The organism is Paraburkholderia fungorum (assembly GCF_902833645.1).
GTDB lineage: Bacteria > Pseudomonadota > Gammaproteobacteria > Burkholderiales > Burkholderiaceae > Paraburkholderia > Paraburkholderia fungorum.
Genome location: NZ_CADFGE010000001.1, coordinates 1,446,574 through 1,465,866 on the forward strand (window position 1 = coordinate 1,446,574; position 19,293 = coordinate 1,465,866).

Here is a 19,293-nt window from a genome sequence, read left to right on the forward strand (position 1 = left end):
TGTTTGGAGAGTACATTATCAATAAAATATCGACAAATTATCAATAAGCGTTTTCGCCAGGCTCCCGGGAAGGGGTTGCTCGTCGTACACTCCCGACACCTTCCCTTCGTGCTTTCGAGAAACATCACCATGTCGCGCCACCCTACCAAGATCGTCTCTTCGGAACATCTCGTGTCTGACACAAGCGCGGAGTTATCCGAGCTCGAGTACGCACTGATCATGGCTGGCAACGCGTTTAACCGCTGGATGGTGCGCTGCATGTCGGCGGCCGGCGAAAAAGACATGACCGCGATCGAAGTTTCGCTGCTGCACCACGTCAGCCATCGCGAACGGCGCAAGAAGCTGGCCGACATCTGCTTCGTGCTGAACATCGAAGACACCCACGTCGCCACCTACGCGTTGAAGAAGCTTGTAGCTAGAGGGTATGTAAAAAGCGAAAAGACCGGCAAGGAAGTGTTCTTCTCGGCCACCGATGCCGGCCGGGAACTGTGTCTGAGGTACCGCGAGGTGCGCGAGAGCTGCCTGATCTCGACGCTGAAGGAAAGCGGCATGACCAATGAGCAGATCGGCGAGGCGGCGCAATTGATGCGCAATGCGTCCGGACTGTACGACACGGCCGCGCGGGCAGCGGCGTCTTTATAACGGGGTGGGGCCGCTGGGCCGACTGGAGGGCGCGCCGCGCGCCGTGCCCGTCAAACGCTTAATCCGCCGCGGATGGGTAGCAGCCGGCTTCCGTCACGATCAGATCGAGCGGGATGTCGTGGGTCTCGCGTTGCAACGCGTCCGTGCGGCACGCTTCATACGCGATGCCGAGCGTGACGGGTTTCTTCGCTCCCGGCCAGCCGGCAAGCGTGCGATCGTAGTAGCCGCCGCCGTAGCCGAGCCGGTAGCCGTCGGCGTCGAAGCCGACGCACGGCACAAATAGCAGATCGGGAATGACGACGCGCCCCGAGGTGGGCTCGGCGATCTTGTGATGGCCGATCTTCATCGGCGTATCCGGGGCCCATGCGTGAAATTCGAGCGGTGCGCCGCGCTCCTTGACGACCGGTAAGCTCGCCTCGCGTTGCGCGTCTGCCGCGAGCCAGACCGCGATCGCGGCGCGCGCGTCGAATTCGCCTGTCAGCGGCCAGTAGAATCCGACACTGCTCACGCCGTAGCGCTTCAACGCGTCGAGAATCCGGCGGCCGAGCGCAGCATTGCGTGCGGGCTCGGAAGCCGCTTGTAGCCTTGCTTCCAATAGCATTCGACGCAGCGCCTTTTTCGATTCTGCGACGGGGTTGCATGCTATGCTTGGGATCAATTCGCGCTCCAGAAACAACGATGTCAAAACGCCTCTATCAAGTATATCGCGCGGTCGCTCTGGCGCTTGGCGCCGCGGCACTCGTCGCATGCAGTACGGCCTCCGCCATCAAGCCCGTTCCCCTTTCTCAGCTTACGAACGACGACCAGATTTTCGTCCAGCTGCGCGAAGCCGCCCGCTCGAACGACGCGGCGCGTGCCGCGCAACTGGCGAGCATGATTCCGAACTATCCTGCGCCTTCGTATCTGGAGTACTTCCAGATCAAGCCGCAGTTGTTCGATTCCAGCGGCCATGCGCGCATCGATGCACCAGATGCGCTGGTGCTGGCGTTCCTGCAGAAATACGACGGCGAGGCCATTGCCGACCGCCTGCGCAACGACTACCTCACGGTGCTCGGCGCACGTCACGACTGGCGCAACTTCGATCAGCAATACGCGCGCTTCGTGCTGAACGACGATACGCAGGTGAAGTGCTATGCGCTCGAATCGCGTGCTGCGCGCGGCGAAAACGTTGCCGACGCGGCGCGTGCGCTGCTGGTCGATCCGAAGTGGTACGGCGACGGCTGCGTCGATCTGATTACGTCGCTGGCGGTCAATCAGCAATTCACGTCCGACGACGTGTGGCAGCAGATCCGTCTCGCGTACGAGCAGAATTACACCAGCACCGGCAGCAAGCTTGTCGATGCGCTCAGCAACCAGCCGCCCGACCCGGTGCTGTTCGGCCAGGCCACGAGCACGCCACCGTTGTTGCTGGCACGCGGCGTCGGCCCGGACACGCAGTCGCATCAACTCGCGTTGCTCGCTATCACGCGCATGGCGCGCAACGACCCGGCCATGGCCGCGGCCACGTTTGCTTCGGTGGCGCCGTCGTTGAGCTCACCCGAGCGGGCCATCGGCTGGGGCACGATTGCCTATCAGGCCGCGGTCAAGCAGATGCCGGGCGCGGTCGACTGGTACCGTCTCTCGGTGAATGCGCCGTTGTCGAACCCGGCGTATGAATGGCGCACACGCACCGCGCTGCTTGCGGGCGACTGGATAATGGTGCGCTGGTCGATCGAACAGATGCCGGCGGCGCTGCGCAACCAGCCGTCGTGGGTGTACTGGCACGCCCGGGCCCTCAAGCAGGCTGGCGACACGACCACCGCCAACCAGGAATTCGCGTCGATCTCGCAAGGCTTCAACTTCTACGGCCAGCTGGCTTCGGAAGAGCTGGGTCAGAAGATCACCGTGCCGCCGAAAACGACTGTGACCGACGCGGAAATCCAGCAGGCCGGCAACACGCCGGGCTTCGATCTGGCGCAGCGGTTCTATGCGCTGAATCTGCGGCTCGAAGGCAATCGCGAGTGGAACTGGCCGCTGCGCAACATGAGCGACCGGCAACTGCTCGCTGCGGCCGAATACGCGCGCCGGATTCAGTTGTATGACCGCACCGTCAACACGGCCGATCGCACGAAGAGCGAACACGATTTTTCGCTGCGTTATCTGTCGCCCTTCAAGGACATCGTGGAGCGCGACGCGCAGTCGAACGGGCTCGACGTCGAATGGGCATACGGGCTGATTCGCCAGGAGTCGCGCTTCATCATGAACGCGCGCTCGGAAGTCGGCGCGAGCGGTTTGATGCAGTTGATGCCGGGCACCGCGCAGCTGGTGGCGAAGAAGATCGGCCTCGGCCCGATTTCGCGCGAGCAGATGAACGACATCAACACCAACATCCTGCTCGGCACGAACTACCTGTCGATGATCTACAATCAATTCGACGGGTCCGCCGTGCTGGCCACCGCCGGTTACAACGCCGGTCCCGGCCGTCCGCGCAACTGGCGGCAATCGTTGCAGCGTCCGGTTGAAGGCGCGATCTTTGCCGAGGCGATTCCGTTCCAGGAAACGCGCGACTACGTGAAGAATGTGTTGTCCAATACGGTCTACTACGCGGCATTGTTCGAAGGCCGTCCGCAATCGCTGAAGGCGCGTCTGGGTTATATCGCACCGTAAGCGCTGGGCCGCCGCCGTGTCACTCTGATGCGGCGGTGCGCCACGCCAGCCGTTGCCGCGGCTTCCACCAGGGAGTCGAAAATGCGACACCAAGCCATTGCGGTCATCGGCGGTTCCGGTTTTATCGGCAGCCATCTCGTCAATGCCCTCGTTGAAATGGGCAAAGATGTGCGCATTGCCACCCGGCGCCGCTACAACGCCCGCCATCTCACCCTGCTCCCCATCGACGTGATCGAAGCCGACGTGTTCGATCCGGTGCAACTCGCACGTTTCGTCGAAAACGCCGATTGCGTCATCAACCTGGTTGCCACGCTGCATGGCAAACGCGGGACACCTTATGGTCCGGATTTCGCGCGCCTGCACGTTGAGTTGCCGAGTAAAATCGTTGCGGCGTGCGAAGGCAAGGGCGTGCATCGCCTGATTCATATCAGCGCGCTCGGCGCCGATCCGAATGGGCCGAGCATGTACTCGCGCTCCAAGGGTGACGGAGAAAAGGCCGTGCGTGCGGCGAATCTGGCGTGGACGATTTTCCGGCCTTCCGTGGTGTTCGGTCCGGAAGACCAGTTTCTGAACAAGTTCGCGTTCCTGCAGCGAATGTTCCCAGCGATTCCCCTTGCCATGCCGGATGCGAAATTCCAACCGGTGTATGTCGGCGACGTGGCGAAGGCGATCTGCAACGTGCTCGATCTTGATGCAGCGAGCGGCCATACTTACGAGCTGGGCGGTCCAACCGTCTATACCCTCGAAGATCTCGTCGAGTATTGCGGCGAGGTGATTGGCCGGCACGCGCGGATCATTCGCCTGCCCGAAGCGTTGGCGCGCTTGCAGGCGTTCACGTTCGAAATGGCGCCTGGCGTACCGGTGATTTCGCGCGACAATCTCGATTCGATGAAAGTCGACAACGTGTTGAGCGGACCGCTTGCGCCTGAACTCGGCATCGAACCCGTCAGCATCGAAACGGTCGCGCCCATCTATCTGACTGGCGCGTCGACGCGGTCACGTTTCGATACGTTTCGCGCCAGCGCGGGGCGTTGAATTTTTTATCCACTCCCTTATACAAAGATAGAGCATGAAGCTGCTTATCGGTGACAAGAACTATTCGTCGTGGTCGATGCGTCCGTGGCTGCTGTTCAAGCATTTCGGCATCCCCTTTGAAGAGGTGCTGATTCATCTGAATGAACCCGGTACGAAGGCTGCGATTCTGGCTTATGCGCCGACGGGTCCGGGCAAGGTGCCGTGTCTGATCGGCGAAGATGGGTCGGTTACGTGGGATTCACTGGCGATCGCCGAGACGCTGGCCGAGGGCTTTCCGCAGCATGCGCTGTGGCCGCGCGATCCGGCGGCACGGCGCCGCGCGCGCAGCGTGAGCGCCGAGATGCACTCGGGTTTCGGCGACTTGCGCTCGAACATGTGGATGAACATTCGCGCATCGTTTCCCGGCAAGAACGGCACACCGGGCGCGCTTGCCGACATCGCGCGTATCGAGGCGATCTGGAACGAGTGCCTCACGACCTACGGCGGTCCGTTTCTGTTCGGTGAATTCAGCATTGCCGACGCGATGTACGCACCGGTGGCGATGCGCTTCAACACGTGGCAGCCGGCCTTGTCCGAAACGGCCGCGGCCTATGTGCGTCGCGTGACGGCGTTGCCGGCCGTGAAGGCCTGGATCGACGACGCGCTTCGCGAAACGCACACGATTGCCTATCAAGACGTATGCCCATGAATATCTACGCGGTCGGCGGCGCGATTCGCGACGAGCTGTTAGGCGTGCCGGTGCAAGACCGCGATTACGTGGTGGTCGGCGCGACCCCTGAGCAGATGGTGGCGCAGGGCTATCGTCCGGTGGGCAAGGATTTTCCGGTGTTCCTGCATCCGCAGACGCATGAGGAATACGCGCTCGCCCGCACTGAGCGGAAGACGGCGGCGGGGTATCACGGCTTCCAGTTCTTCTACGCACCGGACGTCACGCTTGAAGAGGATCTCGCTCGCCGCGACCTGACGATCAATGCGATGGCGCGCGAAGTGCGCCCGGACGGTGAGTTGACTGGTCCGGTGATCGACCCGTTCAACGGCCGGGGCGATTTGCAGGCACGCCTGTTTCGTCACGTCAGCAATGCGTTTCTTGAAGATCCCGTGCGGATTTTGCGGATTGCGCGGTTCGCGGCACGTTTCATCGATTTCACGGTGGCGCCGGAGACGATGGCGCTGATGCGCAAGATGGTGAGTCAAGGCGAGGTGGACGCGCTGGTAGCTGAACGCGTGTGGCAGGAAGTGTCGCGCGGCTTGATGGAGAAGAAGCCGTCGCGGATGTTCGAGGTGTTGCGGGAATGCGGTGCGTTGGCGCGAGTTCTACCGGAGATCGATGCGTTGTTCGGCGTGCCGCAGCGGGCGGACTATCACCCGGAAGTGGATACGGGTGTGCATGTGATGATGGTGGTCGACCATGCGGCACAGCAGGGCTATGCGTTGCCGGTTCGGTTCGCGGCGCTCACGCATGACTTGGGTAAGGCGACGACGCCGCCTGATGTATTACCGCGGCATATTGGGCATGAGGGGCGCAGCGTGGATTTGCTGAAGCCTTTTTGCGAGCGGCTGCGGGTGCCGAATGAATGCCGCGATCTGGCGGTGCTGGTGGCGCGGGAGCACGGGAATATTCATCGCGTGATGGAGATGGGGGCGGCCGCGTTGGTGAGGTTGCTGGAGCGTAGCGATGCTATTCGGAAACCTGCGCGGTTTGCTGAAGCGTTGCAGGCATGCGAGGCGGACGCGCGCGGGCGGCTGGGGTTTGAGATGCGGGAGTATCCGCAGGCTGAGCGGCTGCGGGTTGCGCTTGTTGCTGCGCGAGGTGTGGATGCTGGAGCGGTGGCGAAGAGGCTCGCTGACTCGCCTGGTGGGATTAAGGATGCAGTGCATCGGGAGCGCGTTCGCGCTGTTGAAGAGGTTCTTAAGTGAGGGTTGGGCCTGCTTGGCGGGTTTTGTTGTTGGTTTTGCTCTTTGGCCTTTCCTTGCTGGGTTCGTGGTCTGTTTGGCGTTGCTCTCCTTGATCTTTTGGCCTTTCCTTGTTTTGTTAGTGGTCTATTAGCGTTGCCCCTGTGCGGGGCGGCACTTACTTTCTTTGCCGCCGCAAAGAAAGATAAGCAAAGAAAGCGGCTTCACCCCGCCAGCTCATAAGCGGGTCTCCCGCACAGTAGCGGTAGTGGTGCATCTGGAATCTGTCGCCTCGCACACTTCGCCCTGGTGACAAGGCAGTCATACCTCCGGCGGCGCTGCGCCGCCGAAAACCGGTTCCAAAAACCATCAGGTATGCAAAGCGTCGACCAGGTTTCCCAGGCAGACCCGTCCGCGACGCACGCAGTGCGGAGTGGGAGCTGATGAGCGCCTTGTCGCTAACGCGGAGTGCGCGAGGGCACGAATTCCAGATGCACCACTACCGTTACTGTGCGGGGGACCCGCTTAAAAATTAGCGGTTTGAGCCGCTTTCTTTTGCCTACTTTTCTTTGCGGCAGGCAAAGAAAAGTAGGTGCCGCCCCGCACAGGGGCAACGCTAATAGACCACTAACAATTCAAGGAAAGGCCAAAAGACCAACAACAGACCAGACCACAAACACAGCAAGGCAACGCCCAAAATCCAGCCCAACAACAAACCCGCCGAACAGGCAAAAACCAAACCCCTACAAAACCCTGGCAATCAACGACAAAACCATAGAAACCACAAGCGTCGACATAAACGGAAACGGATACTCCCGCCCAAACAGCCGCAAAGTAACATCACCGGGCATCCGCCCAATTCCAAACTTCCTGAGCCACGGCCAGCAGGCCGACAACACCGCCACCGCGATAAACGTAGTCAACAGCCAGCGGATCATCACCCATCCTCAAAGCAAAGAATCACAACGTATGTGACCGGTCGCCGCCGGAAAACGCCTGCAACGTGTCGTCGAGTCCACGCGAAAACGCAATCACTTTGAACAGTTCGCCCATCTCCGCCTCGGACAACAACTTTTGCACCGCATTCGCCGCCGGCAAAAACTTCGCCGTGTCCGTTGGATCAAGCGCCGATAACGCCTCGGTAATCCCCGCATTCAACAAAAACCGCGCCTGCGAAGTGAACCCCAGCAAGTCCGCACCGGCCTCAACCCCGGCTTCGGCGATGCCGGTAAACTCCACGTGCGCTGTGATGTCCTGCAAACCCGGATAAACAAACGGATCGCCATGCGCACGGTGCCGGTAATGGCACATCAACGTGCCCTGCGCACGCTGTTCATGGTAATACTCGTGACGCGGAAAACCATAGTCGATAAAGAACGCCGCGCCACGCGTGAGCATCGTGCAGACGGTTCGCGTGAATGCACCGGCGGCCTCGTGCGTTTCCGTAACGTAGTCTTCGCCAGCCGTGTCGATCTGGGCCAGAAACGCAACGTCCGCTGCCGCCGATACGGGACGGTCGTCGAACGCAAAAGCCTCATCCCGCCACACCACGCCACGTTCGTGCCAGCTCCCGCCGGTGAAGGCGAACAGCCGTACGGGCATCGCGTCCAACACCTCGTTGCCGATCACCACGCCTTCGAATCGCTCCGGCAACGCGTCCAGCCAGCGCACCTTCGCGGCCAGTGCGGGCGCCGCGCCCTCGATCGTCTCGCGTTGGCGCTCGCGCAATTCGCCTGACAAATCCACGATCGAGTAGCTGTCGAATTCGGCGCCCAGCGCGTCGAGCGCATTCAGCAAACCGGCGGCGAGTTTGCCCGTGCCGGCGCCGAATTCCATCACGTTGCGCGTGCCACTTGCCTGCAAGGCCTCGGCGAGCGGGCGAGCGAGCGTGGATGCGAATAGCGGCGACATTTCCGGCGCCGTCACGAAGTCGCTGCCGTCGTCGCCGCGCAGACCGAATTTGCGGGCGCCACCGCTGTAATAGCCGAGCCCCGGCGCGTAAAGCGCGCGCTCCATGTAGCGGTCGAACGGCAACCAGCCGCCTGCCGCGTCGAGCTCCGAACGGAGCTGCGCGACCAGCGCTTCGGACTGCGCAAGCGCGCTCGGGCCGGGAGCAGGTAAACTATCGGGTTGGTGAGCTTTCGGATTCATCCCCGCATTGTAAATGACCGCCTCTCTGGATACCGCCGCCGCCCGCGCGCCCGAAGCGCCGCGCATCGTGCTGATTACCGGCGCCGCCCGCCGCATCGGGCGCTCGCTCGCGCTCGGCTTTGCCGCGCGTGGCTGGGACGTGGCAGTCCACTACGGCGCGTCGCGGGAGGAGGCCGACCAGGTGGTCGCTGAAATCGTCGCTTTGGGGCGCCGGGCGGTGGCTTTGCACGCGGAATTGAGCGACGAGGCCCAGGTCGGGCAGCTTTTGCCCGCCTGTATGGCCGCGCTGGGCCGGCCCTCGTGTATTGTGAACAACGCGTCGCGCTTCGAGGAAGATACGGCGCTCAACGTCGGTTACGAGCTGCTGCTGAAGCTAACGGCAATGAATCTCGGCGCGCCGCTCGTGTTGGCGCGCATGCTGTTCGAACTCACGCCGGACACCGCGCGCACCGACGAAAGCCAGCGCGGCGTGGTCATCAATGTGCTGGACCAGAAGCTGTACAACATGAATCCGGACTACCTGTCCTACACGCTGTCAAAAGCAGCGTTGCAGACAGCGACGGTTGCGCTCGCGCAGGCGTTGGCGCCGAAAGTGCGCGTGGTCGGGCTCGCCCCCGGTCTGACAATGCAATCCGGCGACCAGACGCCGGCCGATTTTGAAGCCGCTCACCGTACTACGCCTTTGGGCCGCGCGTCGCGGCCGGAGGATATTGTCGCCGCCGCGCTGTATCTCGCCGATGCAGCGGGCGTCACCGGAACGACGCTGGTAGTCGACGGCGGGCAGCACCTTGTGCCGCTGCCGCGCGACGTAATGTTTTTGACGGGCGCCTGACTGGCGCGCGTGCGAGTTGCCGGCTCTGGCCGGCGGTCCGCACGCGTGTTGCAGCGTCCCTTTGCGTGCCCCGCACGCTTTTTTCGACTGGAACGAACATGTTTGCCGCTCTTTCGCACCCCCGGCTCGCCGACTGCCGCCGGCTCTTTCTGCGCAATTACGAAGTGCACATCAACATCGGCGTGCACGATTTCGAAAAGCGCGGCGAACAGCGCGTCGTGATCAACGTCGAACTGTTCGTGCCGCTCGCGTTGTCCACGCCGGTGCAGGATAAATTGCACGAAGTCGTCGATTACGACTTCATGCGCTCGACCATCGCGCGCCGCGTCGAACAAGGTCATATTCATCTGCAGGAAACCCTCTGCGACGACCTCGTCAAGGCGCTGCTCGATCATCCGCAGGTGCGCGCCGTGTGCGTGTCGACCGAAAAGCCGGACGTTTATCCCGACTGCGACGCGGTGGGCGTCGAAGTCTTTCGTATCAAAGAGGATTGAGCCATGAACGCTCAGGAAATCCTGAACGGCGCCGCGGCCCCTGAGGCGGCCGAGGCCGCGCACGCGCCCGCGGGTAAAACACCGCTTACGCGCCGCGAGCAGAAAGAAGCCTACGAGAACAACAAGCTGTTCAAGCGCCTCGCCCGCCAGGTCGGTGAGGCGATCGGCGACTTCAACATGATCGAGGACGGCGACAAGGTGATGGTCTGCCTGTCGGGCGGCAAGGACAGCTACGCGATGCTCGAAATCCTGATGCGGCTGCGCGAACGCGCGCCGATCAACTTCGACATCGTCGCGGTGAATCTCGACCAGAAACAGCCGGGGTTTCCGGAGCACGTGCTGCCGGAGTACCTGAAACAGCTCGACATTCCGTTTCACATCGAGAATCAGGACACGTACAGCATCGTCAAGCGGCTGGTGCCGGAGGGCAAGACCACCTGCTCACTGTGCTCGCGGCTGCGTCGCGGCATTCTGTATCGCGTGGCGGGCGAACTGGGCGCGACCAAGATCGCGCTTGGCCACCATCGCGACGACATCCTGCAAACGCTGCTGCTGAACCTGTTCTACGGCGGCAAGCTGAAGGGCATGCCGCCCAAGCTGCAATCGGACGACGGCAAGAATATCGTGATCCGCCCGCTCGCCTACGTGAAGGAAACCGATCTGGAAAAGTACGCGGAGTTGCGCGAATTTCCGATCATTCCCTGCAATCTGTGCGGCAGTCAGCCGAACCTGAAACGCGCGGAAATGAAGGCGCTGATCCGCGATTGGGAGAAGCGCTTCCCGGGCCGTGTCGAAAATATGTTCAACGCGTTGTCGAACATCGTGCCGTCGCACCTGATGGATCACAAGCTGTTCCCGTTCGCCGGCCTGCGCGCAAGCGGCGAGGCGGATCCCCAAGGTGATATTGCCTTCGACGAGGAGCCGTGCTCGACCGATGCCGCCGAAGGCGCAACGTTCAACGGATCGAAACCGATCTCGATCGTTCAGTTCGACGATCTGTGATCAGGCCGTGAAGTGTCCGGAAATCAGAGGTTTCCGGCCGATTCAGCAGGGTAGCCAGGCCGCGTGAGCGGCCTTTTTCGTTATGGCCTGCATGATAGAATCGTCGGCTCCAAACTCGTCTGATTGCCGACGCCATGAACATCGTGATTTTGGCGGCAGGCACCGGTAAGCGCATGCGGTCCGCGCTTCCCAAGGTGCTCCATCCGCTGGCTGGCCGGCCACTCCTCGCTCACGTCATCGAGACGGCCCGCGCGCTCAAGCCCACGCGGCTGGTGGTGGTGGTCGGTCATGGCGCCGACGCCGTGCGTCAAGCGGTAGCTGCGCCAGATGTCCAGTTCGCCGCGCAGGAGCAGCAGCTCGGCACGGGCCACGCGGTACAGCAGGCGCTGCCCTTGCTCGATCCATCCGAACCCACGCTGGTGCTGTACGGCGACGTGCCGCTCACGCGCGCCAGCACGCTGCGGGCGCTGACCGACCATGCAGGGCAGGGCGGCTACGGCGTGCTTACCGTCACACTCGCCGACCCCAGCGGCTATGGCCGCATCGTGCGCGATCAGCACGGCAAGGTGTCGCGCATCGTCGAGCAGAAAGACGCAACGCCCGAGCAGCTCAAGATCGCCGAGATCAACACCGGCATCATCGTCGCGCCGACCGAACGCCTGGGCGGCTGGCTCGCGGCGTTGAAAAACGACAACGCGCAAGGCGAGTTTTACCTGACCGACGCGGTCGAAATGGCAATCGAGGCAGGGCTCGAAGTCGTTACCACTCAGCCTGACGACGAGTGGGAAACACTAGGCGTGAATAGCAAGCAGCAGCTTGCCGAACTCGAACGGATTCATCAGCACAATGTCGCCGAGGCGTTGCTGGTTGCGGGCGTGACGCTTGCCGACCCGGCGCGGCTCGACGTGCGCGGCACGCTCGAATGCGGCCGTGACGTCTCGATCGATGTGAACTGTGTGTTCGAAGGCCGCGTCATCCTGGCCGACAACGTGACGATCGGGCCGAACTGTGTAATCCGCAATGCAACGATCGGCGCCGGTACGCGCGTCGACGCGTTCACGCACATCGAAGGCGCCGAAGTCGGTGCGAACGTCGTGCTCGGCCCCTACGCCCGGCTGCGTCCGGGCGCGCAGTTGCAGGACGAATCGCACGTCGGCAACTTCGTCGAAGTGAAAAACGCGGTGCTGGGTCATGGCTCGAAGGCGAACCATCTAACGTATATCGGCGACGCGGATATCGGCGCGCGCGTGAATATCGGCGCGGGTACCATCACCTGTAACTACGACGGCGCAAACAAATTCCGCACGATCGTCGAAGACGACGTGTTCGTCGGCTCCGATACGCAACTCGTGGCGCCCGTGCGGGTGAAACGCGGCGTGACGATCGCCGCGGGGACAACGGTCTGGAAAGATGTCGAAGAAGGCATGCTGGTCCTGAACGATAAGACTCAAACAAGCAAGCCGGGCTACGTACGCCCGGTCAAGAAGAAAAGCTGATGGGCGTGACGCGCGCGCGGAGCGTGCTCCCTGAAACCCAGCACTGAAAAGGAATAAGCCATGTGTGGGATTGTTGGCGCGGTTGCGCAACGTAATATCGTTCCCGTTCTGATCGAAGGGCTGCGTCGCCTCGAGTATCGCGGCTACGACTCCTGCGGCGTGGCCGTTCTCGGCGAGAGCGGGCCGCGTCGTGCCCGCAGCGTCGCGCGCGTCGCCGATCTGGACGCGCAGGTGCACGAAAGCCACCTTGAAGGCATCACGGGCATCGCGCATACGCGCTGGGCGACGCACGGTGCGCCGGTAACCGACAACGCCCATCCGATTTTCTCGAGAGATGCGCTCGCGTTGGTACACAACGGCATCATCGAAAATTACGAATCACTGCGGGAAATGCTGCGGGGCAAGGGTTACGAGTTTGTCTCGCAGACCGATACAGAGGTTATTGCCCACCTGATTCATAGCCTGTATCGCGGCGACCTGTTCGCGTCGGTGCGTGAAGCCGTCGGGCAATTGCACGGTGCGTACGCGATCGCCGTGCTGCACAAGGACCAGCCGCATACGGTGGTCGGCGCGCGGCAAGGCTCGCCGTTGGTGGTAGGACTCGGCAACGGTGAGAACTTCCTCGCTTCGGATGCACTGGCGCTTGCCGGCAGCACCGAACGCTTCATCTTCCTCGAGGAAGGCGACGTCTGCGAACTGTCGCTCGAGGGCGTGCGGATCGCCGATCGCGACGGCTACGAGGCGCAGCGCGAAGTGCGTCAGGTCGCGGCATATGGCGGCGCGGTCGAACTCGGCCCGTACCGTCACTTCATGCAGAAGGAAATCTTCGAGCAGCCGCGTGCGATTACCGACACGATCCCGCAAGCCGATTCGTTCGATGCGTCGCTCTTCGGCGAAGGTGCCGACCAGGTGTTCGCCGAGATCGACAACCTGCTGATTCTGGCCTGCGGCACGAGCTACTACTCGGGGCTGACCGCGAAGTACTGGCTCGAGTCGGTCGCGAAGATTCCGACCCAGGTGGAAATTGCCAGCGAGTATCGCTACCGCGAGTCGGTGCCGAATCCGAAGTCGCTGGTGGTGGTGATCTCGCAGTCGGGCGAAACGGCTGACACGCTGGCCGCGCTCAAGCATGCGCAGGCGCTGGGACATAAACATACGCTGTCGGTGTGCAATGTCGGCACGAGTGCGATGGTGCGTCAGACAGCGTTGTCGTTCCTGACCCATGCGGGTCGCGAGATCGGCGTGGCGTCCACGAAGGCATTCACGACCCAACTGGTTGCGCTGTTTGTGCTGGCCGCGACCCTTGGCAAGTTGCGTGGACAGGTGAGCGCTGAGCAGGAAACCGAGTATCTGAAACAGTTGCGCCACTTGCCGGCAGCGTTGAATAGCGTGCTGGCGCTGGAGCCGCAGATCATCGCGTGGTCGGAAGAGTTTTCGCGCAAGGAGCACGCGTTGTTCCTCGGGCGCGGCCTGCATTATCCGATCGCGCTCGAGGGCGCGCTGAAGCTCAAGGAGATTTCCTATATCCACGCGGAAGCGTATCCGGCCGGTGAGCTGAAGCACGGACCGCTGGCGCTCGTGACGGAAGCGATGCCGGTAGTGACGGTGGCGCCGAATGACGCGCTGCTGGAGAAGCTGAAGTCGAATATTCAGGAAGTACGCGCACGCGGTGGCGAGCTTTATGTGTTCGCGGATGCGGATACGAAGATCGTGAACGACGAGGGTCTGCATGTGATCCGGATGCCGGAGCACTACGGTTTGCTGTCGCCGATTCTGCACGTGGTGCCGCTGCAGTTGCTGGCTTATCACACGGCTTGTGCGCGTGGGACGGATGTGGATAAGCCGCGGAACCTGGCGAAATCGGTGACGGTGGAGTGAAGTTTAGTGCGGTGACCGGCGCGGCGATCCACTGAAAATCACAAGACTGCATCGCCGCGCTCGTCACCCTTCAATGTTTTGCGCTCAAGGCTTGCCCTCGTCGCGCGCATGACCTGGTCGTTGCTCGGCGCTTCCACCGTTCCTCTTTCGGCGCTGAAAAAGAACGCCGAATCCAACCGCAGCAATCAGGGCCGCCATCAGGGCCACCATCAAGGCCACCAGCAGGCCCGCGCTCATGCCAGACGTGCCATGCGATTCACTCGCGCCCGAAGGAGCCGAGGCGACCGTTGGCGAAGAAGCCTGAGTCTCCACGGGTTTCGGAAGCGCAACGCCGGCGGCACTCCCCTGGCGTACCAGAGACGCTTCTGAGGTGGGCAAGGCTTGTGACGCGGGAAGGGTGATGGCTTCCGAAGCGGGTCCGACAAGCGCCATGCCGGTAGCCGAAGCTATAGCCGGTGCCATTGCCGCGCGGGAGCCGGTTTCGACCGACCTCGCCATCGTCTTCCACTGCGCGAATACGGTGTCGATGCAGTGGACGTCGCTACAGGCATTGCGCGATTGCCGCCACTGGGCGAGCTGTCCGGGCGAGAGTTTGCCGCTGTTCAGGAGAGCCTGCTGCTGCGCGGAGATATCGTCGTATTCGTTGTTCAGGATGGCGTGGTCGCATATCACGCGCTCCGCCGGTTGGCGCGTGGTCGCACACTGAATATCGCTTGCCCACGCCGCGGACGAACCAAGCGCTGTCATCGTCAGCAATAAGGCCCAATATCGTCTCAGATGCACCAATCCCCCTGAAGTTTGATGGCCGTTTTTGCAATAGCCGTATTGGCTCGGTCGTGAGGTTTTACCATTCGGGAAAAATCTCGGCGTTCGCGGAGGTGGAGCACAAAATGGGCCTGAGAGGAAATCCAGCTCGGCATCTGGTTGCACAATCAGGACGTTGTCGTAAATGCCGGTCGCTGAAACTGCTCATTCCCTCACCACCTCCACCGCGGCCGCCGAAACGAACTCCGCCCGCACGCTATCACCGACTTTCAACTCATCGAGCGGAATGCTCGCCGCGGCCCTCAGCACCTGCTGATGCTTCGGCCCGCGTAGCGTCACCATCCGGCTCCTGCGGTCGATCTTCAACACCGTCGCGATAATCTGCACCCGATGTGCCGACGATGCGTATCCTGCTGAAGCCGGTATCGCCACGGTTGTTTCGATGCGTTCACGAACGCCTCGCGCCGTCACCTTGTCGATGTGAAGCAGCAGCGCCTGCTGGTATGCGATGTTCAGCTTGTCGCCAACCCGCAGTTTTCTGACATCGGCCACCTGGGGGTTCACATCGACATCCGCCAGGCGTCCATGCGAGCCTCGCAGCGTGACGCTGTTGGTGTCGGGGTGGATCGCCACGACACGGACCTGGGCGTGGACGACCTCGGCTTTTCCGAGTGCCGTTTGACCGGTGGCGTAAGCGTTGCCCTCCTGAGTGAAGCCGGATCGGCAGAAAGCGGCGATCAGCGCAGCCGCACTCCATACAACCATCGCCGATGAGCGCGCCTTGCATAGACGAGTCATTCGTTGCTCCCGAAGTGACCCGCTCTGCGGCGAAGCCGGGTCACGAACCTAAGCGATCAAGCCGAAGCCAGCCATACCCTTGCGCTCACAACTCCGGACGCGCCAGGTCACTGGTCACGATGTGCTCACCGTACACCTGTGCCGCCGCGATGGCTTCCAATTTGGTGGCGTAGGGTCCGAGTTCCGGTGCGCCGTCGAACGGGAACAGCACGCGGCCGTCGGTGGTTCGAACCACTTTCAGCACGCCGAAAAAGCGCCGGTAACCGGCCAGTTTCGACGTCGCGGATACTTCAAAGTCGTCCTCCGACGTCGCGGGAACGCTCGGAATGAATGCGGTCTTGCTCATACCTGAAAACATCTCTTGTTCAATGGGCCGGCACTTTCTGAAAGGTCGAGGCACGCCCGGTTGTCCCGGGAAGATACTCACCGGCAGCCCCATTGTCTCAAATCCCGGCGCATCGAACCGGATGCCCGTATCAGCCGGCCGGCCACGACGTGCGTTCCGCATCCTGGATCGCAACGATCGGCGCTGCAGTCGGCATCATCCTGCGGCCTTCAACGCCGCCTCATGCTCGGCCGCCAGCTCAACATCCCGCGCGTTCACCTTGACGAAGCTCGGCCGTGAGCAAATGCGGCTCGCATAGTCGACCACGACCGGCGTCTCAGGCACCAGCTTGAACATCATCCCCCAGTGAAGCGCGATGCCCCACAAGATGTCCGCAGCCGACATCCTGTCCCCGAGCAGATACGGTGACGCCTGCAACTGACTCGTCAAAGTGCCGAGCATCGAATCGAAGTCGCCATACGGCGACGTGGCAAGCGGCGCCGGCTCGCGCTTCATCGCCTTGTCGACCAGCGCCGGTTCGTAGCATGCGGCGTAGTAGACCAGCCAACGCAGATACGGGCCGCGCGACGGATCGTCGAGCGCCGGTGCGAGGCCCGCTTCGGGAAACAGATCCGCCAGATAGATGAAGATGGCGACCTGTTCGGTAATCAGCGCATCACCGTGCAGGATGGCCGGCACTTTGCCCAGCGGATTGATCGCGAGATACGGTGCCCTGCGTTGCTCACCGGCCTTCATGTTCAACACCTTCAACTGATACGGGACGCCGAGTTCTTCGAGCAGCGTGAGCGCGCTGACGGAGCGGCATTGCGGTGAGTGAAACAGTGTGATCGTGCGGTCGGTGGTCATGGTGGGAGCCTTTCTGGGTAAGTGTCGCGGAGAAAAAACCAGCGTCCATTTGGCGTTGGCTGGATGGCTCCATGCTAGACGCCCATACCTGTCAGTTTGTGTCAGGTATGACTACACTTGCGGGTATGAGAGCCAGCCGCCTCCTTTCCATCCTGATGACCTTGCAGGCGCGCGGACGCGTGACCGCGCAGTCGCTCGCCGACGAATGCGCGGTCTCGCTGCGCACGATCTATCGCGACATCGACGCCTTAAGCGCCGCAGGCGTCCCTGTCCACAGTGAGCGTGGTGCGGAAGGCGGCTACCGTCTGCTCGACGGATATCGCACGCGTTTGAACGGCATGTCGTCGCAGGAAGCCGAGGCGTTGTTCCTCGCGGGCTTGCCCGGCCCGGTGCAGGCGCTCGGTCTCGGCGCGGTGATGGCTGGCGCGCAAACCAAGTTGCTGGCCGCGCTGCCGGCCGAATTGCGCTCAACTGCCGAGCGCATGCGCTCGCGTTTCCACCTCGACGCCCCGGGTTGGTTCGCCGATGCGGACCAGCCCGCGAACCTGCCGCTGATTGCCAACGCGGTGTGGGAGCAGCATCCGCTGCAGATTCGTTACCAGAGCTGGAAGGCCGAAAAATTTCGCCGGATCGAACCGCTCGGCATCGTGCTGAAAAGCGGGGCGTGGTACGTGGTTGGGCGGGTCGGCACGGACAAGCGCATCTATCGTATTTCGCGCATTCTTGAATTGAGCATGCTGGACGAGACTTTCGAGCGGCCGGCCACCTTCGATCTGGCCACCTACTGGCAAGACAGCACTCAGCGTCTATCCGAAGAGATGCATTCGAGCGAGGCAACTTTGCGCCTGTCGCCGTGGGGCATGAAGATGCTCGACGCCTTTGTTTCGCCGTTCGCCCGTTCAGGCGCGAAAATCGGCGAGCCGGACCCGGTCGACGGCTGGTGTCTGGTCACATTGCCAGTTGGCTCCATCAGACAGGCCTGTGCGGAACTGCTGCGCTTCGGCACCGAGGCTGAGGTGCTGGCGCCGCCCGAATTGCGCGCTCATTTCGCCGAAGTGGCGGCTGCTTTGCACCGCCGCTACATGCAATGAGGGTGAGCGGTCACCACTAGCGTGGTCACCCTTATATGCGGCGTTGAATGGCCGGCATATCGCGAGGATGCGGCGCGATTCACGTCTTCGTCACACACGCTACCTAGAGTGTGCCCGCGAATAAAACTCTAATCCCCAAGGGCAAAACATGTCACAGCGCAGCGGGTTGCGTGCTTTCTTCATGGTCGTTTGTGCGGCCTTAGTCGGTATTATCGTCGCGGCGTGCGGCTCGTCGTCCTCGTCGATTGCGCCGACCGGGCAGCAGCAGATCCGCCATGTCTTCGTCATCACGCTCGAAAACGAAAACTACGCGACCACGTTCGGCGCCAATAGCAAGGCGCCGTATCTGTCGCAGACGCTGGCTTCGCAAGGCGCGTTGGTGCAGCAGTACTACGGCACCGGGCACGTGAGCCTCGACAACTACATCTCGATGATCAGCGGTCAGGCGCCGACGCCGGAAACCGACAACGACTGCATCACCTATCAGGACTACAAGCTCACCGGCATGACACAGGACGGTCAGGCGATCGGCTCGGGCTGCGTGTACCCAGCCAGCATCAAGACGTTGCCGGACCAGTTGACGGCTGCCGGCTACACCTGGAAGGGCTACGAGGGTGATATGGGCAACGACCCGACGCGCGAAGCCGCCACCTGCGGCCACCCGACGCTCAACACGACCGACCTGACCCAGTCGGCAGAAGCGCCGAGCGCGGCCGTGCCATTGGGCGATCAGTACGCGACGCGTCACAACCCGTTCATGTACTTCCATTCGATCATCGACTCACCCGGCTGCGGCCAGAACGTCGTGAACCTGAACAGGCTCACCACCGACCTGCAGTCGATCTCGACCACCGCCAACTTCAACCTGATCACGCCGAACCTGTGCGACGACGGTCACGATTCGCCGTGCGTGAACGGCCAGCCGGGCGGCCTGACGAGCGCGAACACGTTCCTGCAGAAGTGGGTGCCGATTATTACCGCCTCGCCGGCATTCCAGAAGGACGGCCTGCTGATCATCAACTTCGACGAAAGCAGTTACGCAACCGTCACGCAGTCGGCATCCGGCGAGGATCTGATCTTCGCCGGCTCGACCTGCTGCAGTCAGCAGCCCGGTCCGAATCTGCCGGCGTTCCCGCAGACTTCGTCGCTGTCGTACAAGGGCTTGACGATCAATCTGACCAAGCAGAGCTTCGGCGGCGACCAGACCGGCGCGGTGATGATTTCGAAGTTCATCAAGCCGGGTACGGTGTCGACGGTGCAGTACAACCATTACTCGATGCTCAAGAGCATTGAAGACATCTTCCAGCTGGGTTATCTGGGCTACGCGGGGCAGGCCGGCCTGGTCGGGTTCGGCAACGACATCTTCACGAACCTGTAA

At 62.0% G+C, this 19,293-nt stretch carries 19 protein-coding genes; 12 read left to right on the forward strand and 7 right to left on the reverse strand.

All coding sequences use genetic code 11. From position 1 onward, the window contains the following. Window positions 1-129: 129 nt before the first annotated feature. Window positions 130-642 (forward strand): winged helix DNA-binding protein, encoded by a 513-nt coding sequence (locus HWX91_RS06460; protein ID WP_028198558.1) that lies wholly within the window; start codon window positions 130-132, stop codon window positions 640-642. Between the two features lie 58 nt (window positions 643-700). Here the strand turns inward: HWX91_RS06460 and HWX91_RS06465 are convergent, their stop codons facing one another. After that, complete coding sequence (locus HWX91_RS06465) at window positions 701-1,243, reverse strand: 5-formyltetrahydrofolate cyclo-ligase (protein WP_028198559.1); 543 nt, start codon at window positions 1,241-1,243, stop codon at window positions 701-703. Window positions 1,244-1,320: 77 nt separating this feature from the next. On the opposite strand from HWX91_RS06465, the gene HWX91_RS06470 reads away from it, so the two are divergent. The 4 genes from HWX91_RS06470 to HWX91_RS06485 all read left to right on the forward strand — a co-directional run bounded on the left by HWX91_RS06470 (window position 1,321) and on the right by HWX91_RS06485 (window position 6,240). Then, window positions 1,321-3,288 (forward strand): lytic transglycosylase domain-containing protein, encoded by a 1,968-nt coding sequence (locus HWX91_RS06470; RefSeq protein WP_028198560.1) that lies wholly within the window; start codon window positions 1,321-1,323, stop codon window positions 3,286-3,288. Between the two features lie 81 nt (window positions 3,289-3,369). Continuing rightward, window positions 3,370-4,323, forward strand: coding sequence for a complex I NDUFA9 subunit family protein (locus HWX91_RS06475; protein WP_028198561.1), 954 nt, complete (start codon window positions 3,370-3,372; stop codon window positions 4,321-4,323). A 34-nt stretch (window positions 4,324-4,357) separates the two neighbouring features. Beyond that, a complete protein-coding gene (locus HWX91_RS06480) occupies window positions 4,358-5,011 on the forward strand; it encodes a glutathione S-transferase family protein (RefSeq protein ID WP_028198562.1) in 654 nt (217 codons plus the stop codon). Further along, complete coding sequence (locus tag HWX91_RS06485) at window positions 5,008-6,240, forward strand: multifunctional CCA addition/repair protein (RefSeq protein ID WP_028198563.1); 1,233 nt, start codon at window positions 5,008-5,010, stop codon at window positions 6,238-6,240. The genes HWX91_RS06480 and HWX91_RS06485 overlap by 4 nt, the downstream gene beginning before the upstream one ends. Window positions 6,241-6,959: 719 nt before the next feature. Here HWX91_RS06485 and HWX91_RS06490 read toward each other — a convergent pair. Next, window positions 6,960-7,154: a DUF2905 domain-containing protein gene (locus HWX91_RS06490; protein WP_028198564.1), complete on the reverse strand. Its 195-nt coding sequence runs from the start codon at window positions 7,152-7,154 to the stop codon at window positions 6,960-6,962. Between the two features lie 22 nt (window positions 7,155-7,176). Continuing rightward, window positions 7,177-8,367: a class I SAM-dependent methyltransferase gene (locus HWX91_RS06495; RefSeq protein ID WP_028198565.1), complete on the reverse strand. Its 1,191-nt coding sequence runs from the start codon at window positions 8,365-8,367 to the stop codon at window positions 7,177-7,179. 13 nt (window positions 8,368-8,380) lie between these two features. Here HWX91_RS06495 and HWX91_RS06500 point away from each other — a divergent pair, with 13 nt between their 5' ends. From HWX91_RS06500 to glmS, 5 genes are all read left to right on the forward strand, one after another. Next, window positions 8,381-9,199 (forward strand): SDR family oxidoreductase, encoded by an 819-nt coding sequence (locus tag HWX91_RS06500; protein ID WP_028198566.1) that lies wholly within the window; start codon window positions 8,381-8,383, stop codon window positions 9,197-9,199. 98 nt (window positions 9,200-9,297) lie between these two features. Further along, on the forward strand, window positions 9,298-9,693 hold the full coding sequence (locus HWX91_RS06505; protein WP_028198567.1) for a dihydroneopterin aldolase: 396 nt from the start codon (window positions 9,298-9,300) through the stop codon (window positions 9,691-9,693). A gap of 3 nt (window positions 9,694-9,696) precedes the next feature. After that, window positions 9,697-10,695, forward strand: coding sequence for a tRNA 2-thiocytidine(32) synthetase TtcA (gene ttcA, locus HWX91_RS06510; protein WP_028198568.1), 999 nt, complete (start codon window positions 9,697-9,699; stop codon window positions 10,693-10,695). A 134-nt stretch (window positions 10,696-10,829) separates the two neighbouring features. Then, window positions 10,830-12,191, forward strand: a complete 1,362-nt coding sequence (glmU, locus tag HWX91_RS06515; RefSeq protein ID WP_028198569.1) for a bifunctional UDP-N-acetylglucosamine diphosphorylase/glucosamine-1-phosphate N-acetyltransferase GlmU — start codon at window positions 10,830-10,832, stop codon at window positions 12,189-12,191. Window positions 12,192-12,251: 60 nt separating this feature from the next. Continuing rightward, window positions 12,252-14,069: a glutamine--fructose-6-phosphate transaminase (isomerizing) gene (gene glmS, locus HWX91_RS06520; protein ID WP_028198570.1), complete on the forward strand. Its 1,818-nt coding sequence runs from the start codon at window positions 12,252-12,254 to the stop codon at window positions 14,067-14,069. Between the two features lie 84 nt (window positions 14,070-14,153). Here glmS and HWX91_RS06525 read toward each other — a convergent pair whose 3' ends face one another. The 4 genes from HWX91_RS06525 to HWX91_RS06540 form a co-directional block, all read right to left on the reverse strand. Then, window positions 14,154-14,852, reverse strand: coding sequence for a hypothetical protein (locus HWX91_RS06525; RefSeq protein ID WP_028198571.1), 699 nt, complete (start codon window positions 14,850-14,852; stop codon window positions 14,154-14,156). A 186-nt stretch (window positions 14,853-15,038) separates the two neighbouring features. Then, window positions 15,039-15,632 carry a hypothetical protein gene (locus HWX91_RS06530; RefSeq protein ID WP_028198572.1) on the reverse strand — a complete coding sequence of 198 codons (594 nt, stop codon included), beginning with the start codon at window positions 15,630-15,632 and terminating at the stop codon, window positions 15,039-15,041. 85 nt (window positions 15,633-15,717) lie between these two features. Then, entirely contained in the window at window positions 15,718-15,978 is a 261-nt protein-coding gene (locus HWX91_RS06535) for a DUF6723 family protein (protein ID WP_028198573.1), read from the reverse strand. Window positions 15,979-16,173: 195 nt separating this feature from the next. Continuing rightward, window positions 16,174-16,824: a glutathione S-transferase family protein gene (locus HWX91_RS06540; RefSeq protein ID WP_028198574.1), complete on the reverse strand. Its 651-nt coding sequence runs from the start codon at window positions 16,822-16,824 to the stop codon at window positions 16,174-16,176. Window positions 16,825-16,931: 107 nt separating this feature from the next. Between HWX91_RS06540 and HWX91_RS06545 the strand changes: the two genes are divergently transcribed. Together HWX91_RS06545 and HWX91_RS06550 are read left to right on the forward strand one after the other, a co-directional pair. Continuing rightward, window positions 16,932-17,915 (forward strand): helix-turn-helix transcriptional regulator, encoded by a 984-nt coding sequence (locus tag HWX91_RS06545; protein ID WP_244144001.1) that lies wholly within the window; start codon window positions 16,932-16,934, stop codon window positions 17,913-17,915. Window positions 17,916-18,063: 148 nt separating this feature from the next. After that, the gene (locus HWX91_RS06550) at window positions 18,064-19,293 is read left to right on the forward strand and encodes an alkaline phosphatase family protein (RefSeq protein WP_028198576.1); all 1,230 of its coding nucleotides are present in this window, start codon (window positions 18,064-18,066) and stop codon (window positions 19,291-19,293) included.